Genomic DNA, 16,251 nt, shown 5'->3' with positions numbered 1-16,251 from the left:
GACGTTGGCAAAATCCCGGTCATCAATGATGAAGGACAAAAATCGATCGCTCGAACGGCGGCAGGTAGGCCCGATAGGGATATTGCTTCAGCACCGTCATCCCCGCGACCGGGCCGAAGGTGATCATGTAGTCATCATTCTTTACCCACCAAAAACTCTTGTTCGGAGTCGGCGTGTAGGAGGGGTCGTAGGAGAAGAGTCCGTTATATTCGATGCCGCCGTCCAACGTCTCTGGCGAGGCCTCATGGGCGGCCTGCAGGTCTGCGATTGCCGTCCAACGGGTGCGATTCCAGGCGAAATAATCGTGCAGGGCCAGGACGGAAAACACTGTAAGCGCGAGAAGGATCGCGGCGGCGGCACCAAAACGGAAGCGCATCACGGGCGCCGGACTCGCGGTCGCCACGATAACGAAGAACGCCAAGGGCAGAAAGGCCACGAAATAGCGGTCGTAGGCGGAAAGCGCCAGCAGGGGCGTCGTGTAGGCCAGCACGGCCAGCACGGCGAAGAGAGGGCTCGCGTCGTCCGGCCTCAGGCGCTCCCTCGGGAAGCGGAGGGCGGTCGCGACGAGGAAGAGCGACAGGCGATCCACCAGAGCGTAGGTTCCCACGAGGCCGAGCAACGTGACGGCCATCCACCACGCCGCGGGCAGACGCGGGACGTTCGGCAGGCCGAGCACGAAGGCGTCGCGCAACGTGAGGGGCCCCACCCCCTCGGGCACCAGGATGTTCTTGCCGAAGGGCATGATGCGATGCGCTGCCACCATGATCGCCACCGTCAGGACGACGGCCGCGCAGGCGAGGAGACGCGGCGCGCGGCGGAGCCAGACGTTCGGCGGCTCGAAATCGGGACGGCGCGTCAGCAGCAATACCGGCAGGCTGAACAGTCCCATATAGAGATAGGCCGTGGCCATATTCTCGGCGACACGTTTCGCCAGCAGGCCCGGCATCCGAAAGGATTGCAGGATACCTTCGGACTGAGCCGTCAGCTGCGCCGGAACCTTGCCGGTCGCCACGAGCCAGTGATCGAAGCCCACCAGCACGGCGCCGCAAACGAGGACCGGGACGACCGCGACGAGGCTCTTGCGCCGCCATGGTCCCGCCTGCAACAGGCAGACAAGACCGAAGGCCAAGGGCACCGCCAACGCGAGTTGGCGGGATAGGGTAGCAGCAATGGACACCAGGGTGCCCACGACGGCCAGCAAGACCGAGTCTCGTTCGAGCGACGCGATGAACACGATCGCGCTGATGGTGACCAGCGCCCAGAACAGGACGTCGGTCATGAAGGTGAACGAGAGTGTGTAACCGATAGGATTGAAGATCATCGTCGCGGCTGCGACGATCGCCACTGCCACCGAGCCCCGCGACCGGATCAGCACGAAGGTTGCGACGAACAGCAGCACGGCCGCCAGAAGCGTGGCGATGCGGAGATCATCGAAGCTGCAGGCCGTGACACTGCACACCGGCAGCGCCCAAAGCGCGTTGGTGATCAAAGGCATGCTGGGGTAGCTGGTCGGAGCCCAGATGCCGGTCGCGAATAGGCGCTGCGTCGTGCTGCCAAACGACCAGTCGTCATTCAGCGGGAAATTTCCGAACGGACCGACGATCCCGACGGTGACCGCGAACACGAGGCCCAAGACGATGAGGGGAAGAACCCATTCTGTAAGGGTCGCAGACAATCGGCCGCTTACGCGTGACGGTATCGGCGTCATGCCTGCTCTCTGCGAGAGACCCGAAGGTGAGGCCACGTACGGGGTTTATCCCAGAGATTGGTGCGGCACAGAGACAATATGGCTGCTTGGCGACTCAAGAGATCGGTGAGACACGACATTTCTTGGTCTTCGACGTGGATCATCCGATCTCTCATTCCGTTACGAGACTTGCCACAGCGATCGGGGTGACGCAACCGACTCTGCTGTCAGCGAATCGGCACAACATCAGAGGGTGACGGGGAAGTGACACGCGCCGGGCAGACCAGCCCAGCAAGGTAAATCGGCGTGGCGGTTCAATGCAATCGGCCGAGCTGTCGTTTGCGCTTCCGAAATCTGTCTCGCAAGAAGGTGTCCACGTCAGTCGGTTGAGGTTTTGACAGCGGGCCTATTTTTATGGCAAAACACGATAGTACACTGTTCTGCGCACGCGCAGATTTGTGCGATATTTTTGCGCTTTGAGACTTGGCGGATCTGGCTTTATATGCAGCCACTTGAGAGCAACGAAAAGGTAAGCCAGTCTGTGTTGTCACCGGACTCTCGGATCTACCCGCTCATCGTGGATCTCGATCACACATTGATCCTGACCGACTCGCTCTACGAGCATCTCGCCGTGGGTCTTTTCACCAATCCTTCGGGGCTGGCCCGAGCCGTTCCCCTGCTGCAGCAGGGACGCGCGGCGTTCAAGGCGGGGCTGTCGTCCCGCATCGCCTTCTCGGCGGAACACCTTCCGCTACGTGAGGATCTGGTGCAATGGTTGCGCGACGAGGCCACAAAGGGGCGTGAGATTCACCTCTGCTCGGCCGCCAATCGCACCATCGTCGAGGCGATCGAGCGGCGGCTCGGTCTGTTTCACTCCGCGGTTGGCTCTGATGTGATCAACCTGAAGGGAGCCGCCAAGGCGGACTATCTGGACCGCACCTTCCCGGATGGTTTTGTCTACGCGGGCGATAGCGCAGCGGACCTCGCCGTGTGGGCCAAGGCGCGCGGCATCGTGCTGGCCGGTGTGGCGCCGGGCGTCGCCAGCGAGGCGCGGCGCCTCGGCAAGCCGATCGAAGCCGAGTTCCGCTCGAAGCCCCTCGGCATCCGGCCCCTCCTCAAGGCCTTGCGGGTTCATCACTGGTCGAAGAACGCGCTCATCTTCGTGCCTCTCATTCTCAGCCATGGCTGGACCGATCCGTCGGCCATCCTGCATGTGCTGCTCGGCCTCTGCTGTCTCCTGATGGTGACCTCCGCCACCTATCTCATGAACGATATCGCCGATCTGGAGGCGGATCGGCGGCACTGGTCGAAAAAGCACCGTGCGCTGGCGAGCGGGCTCATGTCGATCAGAGCCGGGTTTACCATGGCGGGCTGTGCGCTCGTCCTGGCCTTTATCGGGGCCTTGCTGCTGTCGCATGCCTTTGCCCTGGCGCTGGCCTCGTATCTGGCGCTGACCCTGGCCTATTCGTTCGGCCTCAAACGCATTCCGCTGCTCGATACGCTGGTGATCGGCATCCTGTTCACCACTCGGCTCGTGATGGGCATCGCGCTCCTCGGCCAACCCCTCGCCGAGTGGCTGCTGACCTTTTCGGTGTTTTTCTTCGTGTCGCTCGCCATAGCGAAGCGCCACACGGAGATCATCCGGGCCGGCTCCAAAGTGTCCCACAGTCTCGAGCGGCGCGGGTATCGTGTCGAGGATGAGCCCCTGACACTCGCCTTGGGTGTCGCGAGCTCGGTCGCCTCCCTTGTCATCATGGTCCTGTTCATCGCCCAGGAAGCCCAGCGCGGGGTCGTTTATCATCACCCGAAGATGTTGTGGGGGATCCCGGTTATTCTGTCGATTTGGGTGGGCCGCATCTGGCTCTTGGCCCATAGAGGACAGATGAACGATGATCCGGTCAGCTTCGCCCTGCGCGACAAATCCAGTCTCCTGATCGGCGCCGCGACGGCCGTTTTCTTTTTCCTGGCTCTGTGACCCGCTTCGCTCCGACCGAGGGCGTGCTGTCCTGGGGTCGCGTCATTCGCGAAACCCAGGACGTGGCGCGTCCCCTTTGGCGCGAGGATCTGCCGGGCTTGCTTCGGGAAGACACCGCAGCGGGCCGCTCCTGTCTTGCCATCGGGGCCAGGCGCTCCTACGGCGACAGTGGCCTCAATGGCGGCCAGACCGTCATCGACATGACGGGTCTCGACCGCGGCATCGCCTTCGATCCGGCCCGCCGGACAATGCGGGCCGAGGCCGGCATGACCTTCGACGCGCTGCTGCCGATCCTGCTGCGGTCGGGCCATTTTCTTCCTGTGACACCGGGAACCCGCTTCGTCACCCTCGGCGGCGCGGTGGCAAACGATGTCCACGGAAAGAACCATCACGGCGCGGGCACCTTCGGGTGCTGGGTGCGCCGGCTCGGCTTGCTGCGCTCGGACGGTGTAGAATGGGAACTGACACCCGACGACCCGACCGGTCTTTTCGCCGCCACGGTGGGTGGGCTCGGCCTCACTGGCATCATCACCTGGGTGGAATTTGAGGTCATCCCGGCCGGCAGCGCCTTGATGGACACCGAAACCGTCCCGTTCGACGATCTCGATGGCTTCTTCGCCATCGCGGCCGAGAGCGAGGCGGGCTTCGATTACACCGTGGCCTGGGTGGATTGCCTGGCCACTGGCGCGAGCCTCGGCCGTGGCATCTTCTCACGCGGCCGGCATGCACCGACCGGCACGCGCCTGCTCGCCGACAAGACCGGGCCGGCGGTGCCCTTCGAATTTCCCGAACTGGCGCTGAACGGACTTTCGGTCCGGGCATTCAACACGCTCTACAACTGGCGCTCGCGCATGAAGGCCGGCAAGGCGGTCGTCCCCGCCCTGTCGTTCTTCTATCCGCTCGACGCATTGCGGCACTGGAACCGCATCTATGGGCGGCGCGGCATGTACCAATACCAGTCGGTCGTGCCGCCGTCAGCGGCGCGCGAGGCGACCCGCGCCATGCTCCAAACCATCGCGGCGGCCGGTCAGGGTTCTTTTCTGGCCGTGTTGAAGACCTTCGGCGATCGCGTCTCTCCGGGCCTTTTGTCCTTCCCACGGGAGGGCACGACACTGGCGCTCGATTTTCCCAATCGCGGGTCCGACACGCTCTCCCTGCTTGATCGGCTCGACGCCATCGTGCGAGAAGCGGGCGGCAGGCTCTACCCGGCCAAGGATGGGCGCCTGCCGCCGGATCTGTTCCGGTCCGGCTATCCGGCTCTCGGTGCGTTTGAGCACCACGTCGATCCTCAATTCTCGTCGCGGTTTTGGCGCCGCATGCAGGCTGCCGCATAGGAGGAGTGGTTTTGCGGGTTATCATCCTCGGCGCGACCTCGGCGATTGCCGAAGCCACGGCCCGGCTTTACGCCAAAGAAGGCGCCGACCTGCTGCTCGTGGCGCGGCGGGAGGATCGGTTGCTCGCCATCCGGGACGATCTTCTGATCCGCGGCGCCGCCAAGGCCGAGGTCGCGGTTCGCGATCTTGCCGATCCGCATGGCATCGAGGCGGATTTTGCACGTTTCGTGGCGCAGATCGGCGGCGTCGATCACATCATCCTCGCCTACGGCATCCTGGGCGATCAGGGGCCGGCCGAACGGGATCCGGCCCAGGCCGAAGAGATCCTGCGCATCAACTTCAACTCGGCCGCCGCCTGGACCCTGGCCGCGGCGGGCGCGCTCGAGAAGCTCGGCCGTGGCTCGCTCGTGGTGATCGGATCGGTCGCCGGCGATCGCGGCAGGCGCGCGAATTTCATCTATGGCGCCGCCAAGGCCGGCCTCGCCACGCTTGTCGAAGGGCTCGCGCACCGCTTCGCCGGTCAGGGACCGCGTGTCGTCGTGGTGAAACCCGGTCCGACGATCACGCCGATGACAGAGAGTTTCAACCGCAAGGGAGCTTTGTGGGCGACCCCCGAACAGGTGGCCGCCGTGGTTCGACGCGCGGCCGACCGGGGCGGCCCGGTGCTCTACGCTCCCTGGCACTGGCGCTTCATCATGTTGATCATCCGCCACCTGCCCACCTTCATCTTCAACCGTATGAACATATGACCCGAAAGATCGTCATCACGGGCGCGGCCGGACTGGTCGGCCAAAACCTGTTCGCGCGCCTCGCGCCTCGCAGCGACATGCGCCTGATCGGCATCGACAAGCATCCGACCAACACGCCGCTGCTCAAGCGCATGCATCCCGACCTGGAGATCATCCAGGCGGATCTGGCGCAGCCGGGCGACTGGGCGGATGCCTTCGCGGGCGCCGATGCCGTGGTGCTGAACCAGGCGCAGATCGGCGGTCTCGTCGAAAAGGAATTCATCGACAATAACGTACGGGCGACCGAGCGCATCGTTGACGCCATGCGCCAGCACAATGTGCCGTATTTCGTGCATATCTCGTCGTCGGTCGTGAATTCCAAAGCCAACGACTTCTACACGCAGAGCAAGACCGCGCAGGAGCGCTTCATCGACACGGTGGAAATCCCGCATGTGGCGTTGCGCCCGACCTTGATGTTTGGATGGTTCGACCGCAAGCATCTGGGATGGCTCCGTCGTTTCATGGAGAAGGCACCGGTCTTCCCGATCCCCGGCAACGGGCGCTTCATCCGGCAGCCGCTCTATGTGGGCGATTTCGCCAGCATCATCGCCTCCTGCCTGGAATCAAAACCCACCGGCACGTTCGATATCTCGGGTCGCGAGCAGATCGACTATGGGGCGCTGATCCAGCTCATCCACGACATCGTGAAACCCAAGGCCAGGATCGTCTACATTCCCTATCGCCTGTTCTGGCTGTTGCTCACGGTTTACGCGCTGGTCGACAAGAATCCTCCCTTCACGACCAAGCAACTTGAAGCGCTGATCATTCCTGAAACCTTCCCGGTCATCGATTGGCCTGCCCGCTTCGGCGTGACCGCGACGCCTCTGAAGGCCGCGTTGGAGGAAACCTACCTCGATCCGCGCTACGCCCCCATCACTTTGGATTTCTGAGACCATGGCTCGTCTTGTGATCATCGGTGCAGGCCCCATGGGTCTCGCCGCAGCCCATCGCGCCGTGACCCTCGGCCATTCGGTCGACCTCATCGAAGCCGATAGCGTAGCGGGGGGCATGGCGGCCCACCTCGACTTCGGCGGGCTTTCGATCGAGCGCTTCTACCATTTCGTCTGCAAATCCGACGCACCGACCTTCGCGCTGATGAAGGAACTCGGTCTCGCCGAGGCCATGAAATGGCGCCCGACCAAGATGGGCTATTATATCGGCGGCAAGATCAGGCCGTGGGGCGATCCGATCTCGCTGCTCACCTTCCCGCATCTTAGCCTTTGGGCGAAGATCCGCACCGGTCTGCAGATGTTCTACACGACCAAGCGCCGCACCTTCGACGGCATCGAGCACCTGACCGCCCGGCAATGGCTCGAAGGCGGATCGGGACGGGAGGTCTACGAGACGCTGTGGAAGCGTCTCTTCCATTTGAAGTTCTATGAGCTGGCCGACGACATCTCGGCGTCCTGGATCGCAACCCGGGTCAAGCGGATCGGCAATTCGCGAAAATCGATCTTCCAGGAGGAACTCGGCTACATCGAGGGCGGCACGCAGACCCTGGTGGACGCGCTGGTTCGAGCTTTCGAGGCAAAGGGGGGGCGGCTGCATCTCGGTGCGCCGGCGACGCTCGTCAAGACTGCCGACGGCCGCGTGAGCGGCGTCGAGGCCGGAGGCCAGACCTACCCCGCCGATGCGGTGATCTCGACGGTGCCGACCCCGCTCATCGCCAAGCTCGTGCCCGACATGCCGGAGGATTGGAAAGCCCGCTATGCGGCGATCCGCAACATCGGCGTCGTGTGCCTGCTGCTCAAGCTGAAGCGCTCAGTCTCCAAGAATTTCTGGCTCAATATCGTCGACCCCACGATCGAGATCCCGGGCCTGATCGAATTTTCCAACCTGCGGCCTGTCAAGGACACGGTGATCTACGTGCCCTATTACATGCCGACCACGAACCCGAAATGGAGCTGGGACGACGCCAGCTTCGTCGAGGAGGCCTTCGGCTACATCCGGCGGATCGCCCCCGACATCAAACCCGACGACCTGATCGACTCGACCGTGGGGCGTCTGCGCTACGCCCAGCCGGTGTGCGAGCCGAACTTTCGCGACAAGCTCCCGCCGATCCAGACCCCGATCGCCGGGCTGCAGATCGCCGACACCTGCTATTACTATCCCGAAGACCGCGGCGTGTCGGAAAGCATCCGCTACGGCCGCATGATGGCTGAGGCGATCCCGGTATGAGAGACCGCGCCATTGCCCTCATTCCTTCGCAGTTTCTCCGATTCGCCCTCTGCGGCGGCTTCGCGGCGGCCTGCAACATCATGGCCCGTATCCTGTTCTCGCAGGTCCTGAGCTACCAGGTGTCGATCGTGCTGGCCTATCTGGTCGGCATGATGACCGCCTATCTGTCCATGAAGGTTCTCGTCTTCGAAACATCGGGACGGGCCGCGCATGCCGAGACGTTGCGCTTCTGCCTCATCAACCTCGCGGCTCTCGTCCAGGTCTGGATCGTCAGCATCGTGCTGGCCGATTGGCTGCTCCCCGCCCTTCACGATACGTGGCACGTGGAGACGACAGCCCATATCATCGGCGTGCTAAGCCCGATCGTTACGAGCTATGCCGGGCACAAATATTTCACCTTTAGCACGGCGTAAGACCCTTCTGCGCTGAGAGGAACAATCGGGCGCCGGTCGCAGCATGCCCATTGGTGCCACCTCCCTGCCTGCTGAAAGATGGAGGTGTTCCTTGCGCCCGAGTGCAGCCAGGACGGCACAAGCCGTCAAGGCTGCAACGTGAGCCGTCGCACAGACTTCGGTCTGGCGCTGTGATTTTGTAGACCCACCGGATTGAGGGGGGTCGACGTGATCGCGACATATCTTGAGGCAGCACATAGTCTGTCGTCTCGCGGCCGGCACCCGTCCCGCAGCGGCGACTGGCGTCCTGAGGACCTGTTCGACTCCAGTGGGGTCGATCATCTTTGGCTGTCGGGGTGGAATGTCGACTGGGAAACGGGACGAGCAAACAAGGCAAAGCCAGGCGGGACCGACGCACATACCCATTGCAGCGCTTTCGTGGCGGCTCTTGCGATGCGGGTTGGCGTCTACATCCTGCGTCCGCCGGAGCATGGCCAGCAGCTTCTCGCCAATGCGCAAGCCGACTGGCTGCGAGACTTAGGCCACGCCTTCGGCTGGAGAGCCCTCGCCGGCGAACGCGAGGCACAAGCGTCGGCGGACGAGGGACGACTTACCGTTGCGTCCTATAAAAACCCGAACCCCAAGCAGTCTGGCCACATTGCCTTTGTCAGGCCCAGCAATGGCGCGGGCTGGCAGACCTTGACGGGCGGACCGACCATCACTCAGGCCGGGGGCCATAACTTCATCGAAGGCAGCCTCCAACAGGGATTTGGATCGCGAAGAAGCCTGGTCCGCTTTTACGCTTGCCGCATGTTTTGACACGCGGGCTGTCGGGCAATGGCACTGGAGAGTTGAGGTCGACCGGCTTCGGCAGGTACCCGCCAACGCTTGGAGTGAGCGCTCGCGCGGGCTGAATGAGCAGATGCTCACCGCCGGGTCGCCCGACGAATGGAGCATAAGGAACCGCTTCCCCGGCCGTTCAACCGGCATCCCGTGCAAGAAGCCCGGGCACGAGCATGTAGTAAGTCGCGTCGGATCTGACCCACGTCAGCGGACCGGCTTGATCAAATCTGGCGATTGCCTCCTGAACAGCGCGCGAAGGCGGCGGTAGGCCTGCGCCGCGAAGTCCCTGGCGGCCCACACCAAGGCGACGGTCATGTTCTCAACATACACAACCATGGCCGATTCTTTGACGGTCGGCGTCGAGAGTTCAGGTACCGATTCGAAGCCGGAGGGCAGTTTGGCGCGGAGCATCCGCCGCCCTCGCAGCTTGTTGGAAATGTTCCCGCCATGGATCACCTGCAGCCAGAGCGGCGGCGCCTCGACATCCCGGATCGGCACGAACCGGCTCATTTCCTTGTGGGGGCAATACAGAACCGTCTCGAATCCATCGAACGGCTCAGACAGCGACAGAAACGCATTGCTGGCCTGACGGCTCACGTAGAGCCCCTTCAGGCCGAGAAGCAAACCTTTGGCAAAGTTGATGGCTTCGCGTCGACCGGCGGCAACCTGCCGCTGAACCTGTTCGACAAAGGTCGCGCCCAACCCGTCGTCATTGTCGAGTCGCGTCGACACGAGCCAGTCACACCGATCCGCCAGCAGGAGCTTCAGATCGTCCTTCAGGTGCTGCCCCGTATAGACCTCAAGGAAACGGATGTGGAAATTCGGATGATCCTTGAAGAGCTCACGTGCCCGGCGAATGAAGGGGTCCGGCGTCTGCGCGTCAAAGAAGACTGCCCACTCGAAATTCTGATCGGTCTGCGCCTTCATGGTCGGCAGGCAGTACCGCTCGAACAACTCGAAGCGGCTCTCGAGCCAACCGGGTTGGGTGCGAGCCGGAAAATCCTTGTCGACGAAGCGACAGTTGAAGCGCGTGAGAATGACGTGAACGACTCTGGCGCGTTGCTGCATCACACCTCTCGAGACTTCCGCACACCAGAGCCTACCGAAATGGGACCAGCCTCGGTCCGTCGACCGAGGCTGTAACCTTACGGAAGGGGGTAGCCGATCTGGACCCTCAAGGCAAACTTCGGTCGCTCTCCCGGCGCACCGTACCCGGCGCGGTCGGTTCCCCATTGCCTTGGGCTTGCGCCGCTGCCATCCAGGCCGCGAGGCTCTCAGCGGTTGGATGATAAACGAGCGCGCGGTCTTGTTGAATCAGAGCCCGCAAAGCCGGGATGTCGAGCTCCCACCAGCGGCTCGCTTCGATCGTGGCAATCAGGTCCGGAGGGAACCGGTCCCGAAGCTTGCGGGCCGGATTGCCGGCCACGATCGTATAAGGCTCGACGTTCCGGGTGACGATTGATCCCGCTCCCACGATCGCGCCGCGTCCGATGTTTTGGCAGCCGGGAAGGATGACGACGTTGTGACCGATCCAGACATCGTCGCCGATGGTGAGCCGGCCCTGCCATTCGTGGTCGACCTCGATGCCGCCGAATTTCCGCTCGTAGAGGACGGGGTGGGTCGTCAGGGCCGTGATCGGGTGGTTGTTGTTGGTCGAGCGTACCGTGCCGGCGATCGAACAATAGCGCCCGACCCGCAACGGACCTGGCATCCGCCAGCGGTCGAAACATCCGTAGGAATACAGGCCGACGTCGATCCCATAATGCTTCCGGAAATAGGTTCGCAACTTGACGTTGTCGAATTGCCGCCTTCGCATCAGGTAGAGAATGAGCGCCGTATAGGCGGCTTTGAGCACTGCCATCATGCTTCCGTTATGGCAGGGACGCGTCGAAAAGGCACCCCTTCGGATACGATCGCACGGGTCACTCGTCGCCACCACGTGGACTTACATGATGGATTCGGCCGAGGCATGGCGCGGCGAAGGCGTGATCGTTTGGTCGGGGCGTTCGTTTTGGGTTATGAGGTCTGCGGCCGACTCCAGGAACCCGCCTCCATGCCGACCGAAGCTCCCCTTCCACCCATTTCCCTGCTGACGATCTGCGGCCTCTCCGAACTTGGCGACCATGGGCAGCGCGCGGTCACCCATGTGCTGTCGATTCTCGATCCCGAGGTCCCGGACCCGGCCGATTTCGACGCCTACGACGCGCACCATCGGATGACCTTGCGGTTCCACGATGCGATCGAGCCCAGCGGCACGGTGGAGTTGCCGACGCCGGAGCACGTCGACGCGATCCTGGCATTCGGCCAGGCTCTGCATGAGCCCGAGCCGCGGGACGACCTCCATCTGCTGGTGCATTGCCATATGGGCATCTCGCGCTCGACTGCCGCCATGGCGATGCTTCTGGCGCAAGCGGCGCCGCATGAGGATGAGGACGCGATTTTAGGCCGCATCCTGGCCACGCGCGAGAAGGCCTGGCCGAACTCGCGGATGATCGGTTTTGCCGACGAGCGCCTCGGGCGCGATGGACGACTTACCGCTGCCGTGGGCCGGCTCTATGCCCGACAACTCGCGCGGTCACCCGAGATCGCGACCTTCATGAACGCCAACGCCCGCTCTCACGAGGTCGCCATGGCGGCGGTCGGCGCGCGCGAGCTGGGATTGATGACGCCCTGAGCCGGATGCGAGCGGCTCTCTCCGCAGGGGCTGCGGCCTTGGCCAGCACGGTCTTCCTTCATGAACCGGCGAGAGCCTCGACGCCCTCTCGCGCCGATCTGACCGTGCCGAGGCCCGATCCACCGCTGCCGGTGCCACGCCCACACTTTTTCGAACCACCGAAAGAGGAACAGGGGCCCCCGGCGCCGCCGAAGAAGCCCGTTGTCGTGCCGGCCCCCGTCAACACGCCGGCGGTCGCGCCGCCCCCCGTGGCGGCCATCGAGCCGAGTTGCCAGGCGCAATTGAAGGCGGCCGGCGTGATCTTCGAGCCTACCGGCGTGGGGCCCCAACCCGAGCCTCTCTGCGTCGTAGCCGACGCGGTGAAATTGACGGGCCTCGATCCGGCAAGCGGCCTGCCGATCGATTTCCCGGATCGGCCGACGCTTGCCTGCGCAACGGCGCTCGTCTTCACCGATTATCTCCGCACGCTTCTTGTGCCACTGACCCGTGGTGTCTTCGGCACCGCCGTCACGGCGATCGGCACCGGGCCAGGGTTCGAATGCCGGACCCGTGATCACATTCCAGGCGCGAAGATCAGCGCGCATGGCCAGGGACTCGCGGTCGATATCGCCGATCTGGCCTTCGCCAACGGGCGTCATCTGGCGATCGGGAACCCCAAGGACGAGACGGAACGCGACTTCGATAGGGCCGCCCGCGCGGGCGGGTGCGGCTTCTTCCACACAGCGCTCGGCCCCGGCGCCGATTCCTTCCACGAGACGCACTGGCATTTCGACCTGCAGCCGCGCGGCGCTAAAGGGAATGCCAAGATTTGCCAGTAGAGTTTACGTCTCGACGATCCCGCCGGTACCACCCGAGGGAAAGGGCGAGGCGCCGCGATGTGGTTGGGCCAGGTAGCTCTGCGACTGCATCTCGATCAGGCGCGATACCGTCCGGTCGAATTCGAAGACCTCGCGGCCAGTCTCGGCTCGGTAGAGGTTCTGTGGGACATCGGCCGCCGAGGCGATCAGCTTGATGCCGCCGTCATAGAAGGCGTCGATCATGGTGATGAAGCGCTTGACCACATTGCGTTCGCCGGCAGCCATGACCCGGATGCCGTCGACCAGCACCGTGTGAAAGGCCTGCGCGACTGCCAAAAAATCAGAGGCGCCGAGCGGCTGCTCGATGAGGTCTGCGAAGGCGAAACGCGCTACCCCCGCGGCCGCTGACGGAACCCGGATGAACCGGCCGAGAAGCGGCAGAGAAACAGGCCGGCCCTCCGGAACACCGGTGAGACTGAGAAACAGCCGGTCGAGCGCCTGTTCCGCCTCCGCATCGTCGGGCATGAACCAGGTGCCGGCCTGCGTGAGCTTGGTCAGACGATAATCCTGCTCGGCATCGAGTTGCACGACATCCATGCGGGATTCGATCTGGTCGATGAAAGGCAGAAACAGCGCCCTATTGAGCCCATCCTTGTAGAGATCGCGCGGCGCCACATTGGACGTCGCCACCACGGTCACACCCTGCGCGAACAACGCCTTGAACAGCCGTCCGAGGATCATGGCATCGGCGATATCGGTGACGGCGAACTCGTCGAAGCAGAGCAGCGAGGCCTCCCGGGCGAGGGCTTCGGCCACCGGCGCGATCGGGTCGTCACCCTTCACGGCGTGCCGCTTCTTTTCCTGCCGCCACTGGTGGATGCGCGCATGCACATCCGCCATGAAGGCGTGAAAGTGCACTCGGCGCTTGCGGCGAATGGCGACCAGCGAAAAGAACAGATCCATCAGCATGGTCTTGCCGCGCCCGACGGAGCCGAAAATATAGAGGCCCTTTGGGGCCTCGGCCCTACGTCCGGCGAACAGCCATCCAAGCGCCGAGGCCTTATTGGCCGGCGCGGCTGCCGCAACGGCTGCGGCGACCTCATCAAGCCGCGCCGCCACCTCGGCCTGGGCGGGATCGAAGGTCCAGTTCTGCTTGGCGGTGCGGGCTCGGTAGCTGGCGACAACGGAAGGGCTCAAGGATCACACCGCAAAGACATCGATCGACGCGGGGGACAGACCCCGTGGCAGGTCGCGCGTCAAGCGGACAGCAGAACCCGAACACGTGCCCCTGTTTGCAGAAGCGTAGGCTTGGCCAATATCATTGACACCAGGAGAGACCCCCGCAGAGGCGCTGAAGCAGCATCCCGCTCAACTGAAAGGACAAATAACACCAAAGGCAATCCACGCCGCATTGGATGGGGGGTCGGTAGGCTTTCGTTGATGCCAGACGGGTTGACGACCCATGTATTGAGAATGGAGGATCTTTGGGTACCCTCGCCACCGCCCAGACGCATTGTCTAAACTTCAATTTTGCCAACACCTTGAGCTTGACAGGCATTACGTGGTCTTGACTTACCGTTAGTCACCTGAGATGAATGTCCCAAACTCTCGATTTGGGTGCGATAGATGAACATTCATGCTCAAAACGTTCTTGCGGAGGATTTGTTTTTCTTCTCACGAGCAAAGATGAATGCCTTGGCGGACAAGCTGCATGAGTCTTTTAAGACCGCAGCGCCCTTCCCTCACGTCGTGATCGACGATTTCTTTCCGAGAGATATCGCGATGCGCTTGGGGAAAAGCTTCCCGGGCATCGACGACATCGATTGGACGCTCGCGGGACCGGGAGACACCAAGCATACCGGTGACAAGCATATCGAGAAGGTCGCGACGAGCGACGAAGAAAAGTTTCCCGACTACATCCGTTTTATGATGATGCAATTGCAGTCGGGGATTTTCTGCAGCTTCCTCGATCGTCTGACGGGATTCAAACACTTGGCCCCGGATCCGAACCACTTTGGCTGCGGCTTACACTCGACGGGGAATGGCGGCCGCCTGATGCTGCATATCGATGCCTCGCGGCATCCCAACAAAGACATGAACCAGCTGATCAATATGATCTACTACTGCTCGCCTGACTGGGATCCATCCTACGGCGGCGGCCTGGAACTCTGGAACGAAGACGCGACTGAGTGCGTCACAACTGTCAAGCCCTTGTTCAACCGGATGGTTATCTTCTACACGGCTGGCAAGAGCTGGCATGGGCATCCGAATCCTGTCGTATGCCCTCCCCATATGCGGCGCAATTCCATGGCGTTGTACTATTACACGACCGATAAGGGCGTCTCAGACTTCGACTACAGCAATTTCGTGCGCTGGAAGGGCGTGACGGAGTTCGACAAGAAACAGCCGATCCACTACGTCAAATCGGCCGTACGAACCTTCCTGCCGACCTTCGCCATCAACAGTCTCGCAAAAATCGCGCGAAAGACCGGGCTTAACGGCAAATAGAGCGACCCGGGGATGAAGTTTGGCTTCCTGTTTCGCGACAAGGCTGCTCGTCGACGGGAGGAGGAAGAGCTGAATCCCTGCAAGAAGATCTGTGCCCTCGACATGGACACCCGGCTTTGCACCGGGTGTCGGCGCTCCGCCAAGGAGATCGCGAATTGGTCGAGTCTGTCGCTGCGCGAGCGTCGGGCGATCGTTCGAGAATTGCCTAACCGTTAAGTCGTCAGGCTGCTTCGGAGCGAGTGGGCCGCACGAAAGGGCATCTGAGATATAGCTACGCTCATGTGTAGGACAGCCGCGCGAGTTTAGCCTGCGCCTCCATCTTGGCCGAGATCCGCCGTACGAACGGTCCCTTGGCTTCTGCGGCCGTGACCTTACGGCGAACGAGTACGGGAGCAGAGTCGGCCACGAGTTTGTCCCAGGTCGCCTGATCGAGATGCCCAGTCCCGTCTAGGCTCTTTTGCTTCTGGTAGACTCCCACGGCTTTACGGAAGTTGTCGCCATCGATGCCATCGATCGCGCCTGGCGAGAATCGCGCCCGATCCAGCAGGACCGCGGCCCGAACGACCTCGGGTTGGGGATTTTGGCGGGCGGATCGGGCAAGGGCGAGAAAGCGGCCGCGTTGACTTTGTCGAAGGTCAAGGCGGGCGCCGAGGCGTGTCCCGCAATGGCCGCGCGCGGCAACAGGGCGACGACGAGCCCGAGCCAGGCACAGGCCGCATGCACAGACATCCAGCGCTCCCACCTGCGTCTGCGTTGGCAATGCAGCAAGGCCGGGGATGGTTGCCCGGCGGAGCAAAAATCACCGTATGTGCAATCGGTTGAGCGTCATTCGTCGTCACCAACCCGAAGTCGCGCCATATGGAGACTTGGTGGACTCGCCGCAGGAGCCAGTCGCCCGGCCGCCATCGACAGGCACGAAAAAGCCTCGCTACCTGTCGATAGCGAGGCTTGACGACTTGAAATACCTTGAAACCGCAATTTAACGATCATGTGCGCGCCCCTGCCCTCTCGCACTCTCCGAATGGATAGGCGGCTCGATCATTTCGGCAGGCTCGATCTTGATGTTCCGACCCGA

16 protein-coding genes are annotated in these 16,251 nt (G+C 62.7%); 11 read left to right on the top strand and 5 right to left on the bottom strand.

What is annotated here, in order from left to right; translation table 11 throughout:
- Nucleotides 1–22 precede the first annotated feature (22 nt).
- On the bottom strand, nucleotides 23–1,708 hold the full coding sequence (locus tag M8523_RS11125) for a hypothetical protein (RefSeq protein ID WP_282584936.1): 1,686 nt from the start codon (nucleotides 1,706–1,708) through the stop codon (nucleotides 23–25).
- 373 nt (nucleotides 1,709–2,081) lie between these two features.
- On the opposite strand from M8523_RS11125, the gene M8523_RS11120 reads away from it, so the two are divergent.
- The 7 genes from M8523_RS11120 to M8523_RS11090 all read left to right on the top strand — a co-directional run bounded on the left by M8523_RS11120 (nucleotide 2,082) and on the right by M8523_RS11090 (nucleotide 9,173).
- Nucleotides 2,082–3,662, top strand: a complete 1,581-nt coding sequence (locus tag M8523_RS11120) for a UbiA family prenyltransferase (RefSeq protein ID WP_282584935.1) — start codon at nucleotides 2,082–2,084, stop codon at nucleotides 3,660–3,662.
- Nucleotides 3,659–4,996 (top strand): FAD-binding oxidoreductase, encoded by a 1,338-nt coding sequence (locus M8523_RS11115; RefSeq protein WP_282584934.1) that lies wholly within the window; start codon nucleotides 3,659–3,661, stop codon nucleotides 4,994–4,996. The genes M8523_RS11120 and M8523_RS11115 overlap by 4 nt, the downstream gene beginning before the upstream one ends.
- An 11-nt stretch (nucleotides 4,997–5,007) precedes the next feature.
- Nucleotides 5,008–5,745, top strand: coding sequence for an SDR family NAD(P)-dependent oxidoreductase (locus M8523_RS11110; RefSeq protein ID WP_282584933.1), 738 nt, complete (start codon nucleotides 5,008–5,010; stop codon nucleotides 5,743–5,745).
- On the top strand, nucleotides 5,742–6,674 hold the full coding sequence (locus M8523_RS11105) for an NAD-dependent epimerase/dehydratase family protein (RefSeq protein ID WP_282584932.1): 933 nt from the start codon (nucleotides 5,742–5,744) through the stop codon (nucleotides 6,672–6,674). Before M8523_RS11110 ends, M8523_RS11105 begins: the two co-directional genes overlap by 4 nt.
- 4 nt (nucleotides 6,675–6,678) lie before the next feature.
- Nucleotides 6,679–7,962, top strand: a complete 1,284-nt coding sequence (locus M8523_RS11100) for an NAD(P)/FAD-dependent oxidoreductase (RefSeq protein WP_282584931.1) — start codon at nucleotides 6,679–6,681, stop codon at nucleotides 7,960–7,962.
- The gene (locus M8523_RS11095; RefSeq protein ID WP_282584930.1) at nucleotides 7,959–8,375 is read left to right on the top strand and encodes a GtrA family protein; all 417 of its coding nucleotides are present in this window, start codon (nucleotides 7,959–7,961) and stop codon (nucleotides 8,373–8,375) included. Before M8523_RS11100 ends, M8523_RS11095 begins: the two co-directional genes overlap by 4 nt.
- Nucleotides 8,376–8,582: 207 nt before the next feature.
- Nucleotides 8,583–9,173 (top strand): hypothetical protein, encoded by a 591-nt coding sequence (locus tag M8523_RS11090; RefSeq protein WP_282584929.1) that lies wholly within the window; start codon nucleotides 8,583–8,585, stop codon nucleotides 9,171–9,173.
- Between the two features lie 228 nt (nucleotides 9,174–9,401).
- On the opposite strand, the gene M8523_RS11085 is transcribed toward M8523_RS11090, so the two are convergent.
- Nucleotides 9,402–10,265: a glycosyltransferase gene (locus M8523_RS11085; protein WP_282584928.1), complete on the bottom strand. Its 864-nt coding sequence runs from the start codon at nucleotides 10,263–10,265 to the stop codon at nucleotides 9,402–9,404.
- A 106-nt stretch (nucleotides 10,266–10,371) separates the two neighbouring features.
- Nucleotides 10,372–11,058: a CatB-related O-acetyltransferase gene (locus M8523_RS11080; protein WP_282584927.1), complete on the bottom strand. Its 687-nt coding sequence runs from the start codon at nucleotides 11,056–11,058 to the stop codon at nucleotides 10,372–10,374.
- A 192-nt stretch (nucleotides 11,059–11,250) separates the two neighbouring features.
- Here M8523_RS11080 and M8523_RS11075 point away from each other — a divergent pair, with 192 nt between their 5' ends.
- Together M8523_RS11075 and M8523_RS11070 are read left to right on the top strand one after the other, a co-directional pair.
- Nucleotides 11,251–11,871 carry a tyrosine phosphatase family protein gene (locus M8523_RS11075; RefSeq protein WP_282584926.1) on the top strand — a complete coding sequence of 207 codons (621 nt, stop codon included), beginning with the start codon at nucleotides 11,251–11,253 and terminating at the stop codon, nucleotides 11,869–11,871.
- A 206-nt stretch (nucleotides 11,872–12,077) separates the two neighbouring features.
- Complete coding sequence (locus M8523_RS11070) at nucleotides 12,078–12,689, top strand: extensin family protein (RefSeq protein ID WP_282584925.1); 612 nt, start codon at nucleotides 12,078–12,080, stop codon at nucleotides 12,687–12,689.
- Between the two features lie 3 nt (nucleotides 12,690–12,692).
- Here the strand turns inward: M8523_RS11070 and zapE are convergent, their stop codons facing one another.
- Nucleotides 12,693–13,865 (bottom strand): cell division protein ZapE, encoded by a 1,173-nt coding sequence (gene zapE, locus M8523_RS11065; protein WP_282584924.1) that lies wholly within the window; start codon nucleotides 13,863–13,865, stop codon nucleotides 12,693–12,695.
- A 429-nt stretch (nucleotides 13,866–14,294) separates the two neighbouring features.
- Between zapE and M8523_RS11060 the strand changes: the two genes are divergently transcribed.
- Together M8523_RS11060 and M8523_RS11055 are read left to right on the top strand one after the other, a co-directional pair.
- Nucleotides 14,295–15,176, top strand: a complete 882-nt coding sequence (locus M8523_RS11060; protein WP_282584923.1) for a 2OG-Fe(II) oxygenase — start codon at nucleotides 14,295–14,297, stop codon at nucleotides 15,174–15,176.
- A 12-nt stretch (nucleotides 15,177–15,188) separates the two neighbouring features.
- Nucleotides 15,189–15,392 carry a DUF1289 domain-containing protein gene (locus M8523_RS11055; protein WP_282584922.1) on the top strand — a complete coding sequence of 68 codons (204 nt, stop codon included), beginning with the start codon at nucleotides 15,189–15,191 and terminating at the stop codon, nucleotides 15,390–15,392.
- Between the two features lie 61 nt (nucleotides 15,393–15,453).
- Here the strand turns inward: M8523_RS11055 and M8523_RS11050 are convergent, their stop codons facing one another.
- The gene (locus M8523_RS11050) at nucleotides 15,454–15,918 is read right to left on the bottom strand and encodes a peptidoglycan-binding domain-containing protein (RefSeq protein ID WP_282584921.1); all 465 of its coding nucleotides are present in this window, start codon (nucleotides 15,916–15,918) and stop codon (nucleotides 15,454–15,456) included.
- Between the last annotated feature and the right edge of the window lie 333 nt (nucleotides 15,919–16,251).

It is taken from the genome of Lichenifustis flavocetrariae, from assembly GCF_026130545.1.
Lineage (GTDB): Bacteria > Pseudomonadota > Alphaproteobacteria > Rhizobiales > Beijerinckiaceae > Lichenihabitans > Lichenihabitans flavocetrariae.
Note: the sequence above shows the minus strand (reverse complement) of the source record. Positions and strands in the feature narration are given on the sequence as shown.

Excerpts from the sequence above, each read along its gene's own strand:
- M8523_RS11105 (WP_282584932.1), top strand. The coding sequence starts at position 5,742 with ATGACCCGAAAGATCGTCATCACGGGCGCGGCCGGACTGGTCGGCCAA.
- M8523_RS11075 (WP_282584926.1), top strand. The coding sequence starts at position 11,251 with ATGCCGACCGAAGCTCCCCTTCCACCCATTTCCCTGCTGACGATCTGC.
- M8523_RS11085 (WP_282584928.1), bottom strand. The coding sequence starts at position 10,265 with ATGCAGCAACGCGCCAGAGTCGTTCACGTCATTCTCACGCGCTTCAAC.
- M8523_RS11080 (WP_282584927.1), bottom strand. The coding sequence starts at position 11,058 with ATGGCAGTGCTCAAAGCCGCCTATACGGCGCTCATTCTCTACCTGATG.
- M8523_RS11055 (WP_282584922.1), top strand. The coding sequence starts at position 15,189 with ATGAAGTTTGGCTTCCTGTTTCGCGACAAGGCTGCTCGTCGACGGGAG.
- M8523_RS11100 (WP_282584931.1), top strand. The coding sequence starts at position 6,679 with ATGGCTCGTCTTGTGATCATCGGTGCAGGCCCCATGGGTCTCGCCGCA.
- M8523_RS11095 (WP_282584930.1), top strand. The coding sequence starts at position 7,959 with ATGAGAGACCGCGCCATTGCCCTCATTCCTTCGCAGTTTCTCCGATTC.
- M8523_RS11125 (WP_282584936.1), bottom strand. The coding sequence starts at position 1,708 with ATGACGCCGATACCGTCACGCGTAAGCGGCCGATTGTCTGCGACCCTT.
- M8523_RS11060 (WP_282584923.1), top strand. The coding sequence starts at position 14,295 with ATGAACATTCATGCTCAAAACGTTCTTGCGGAGGATTTGTTTTTCTTC.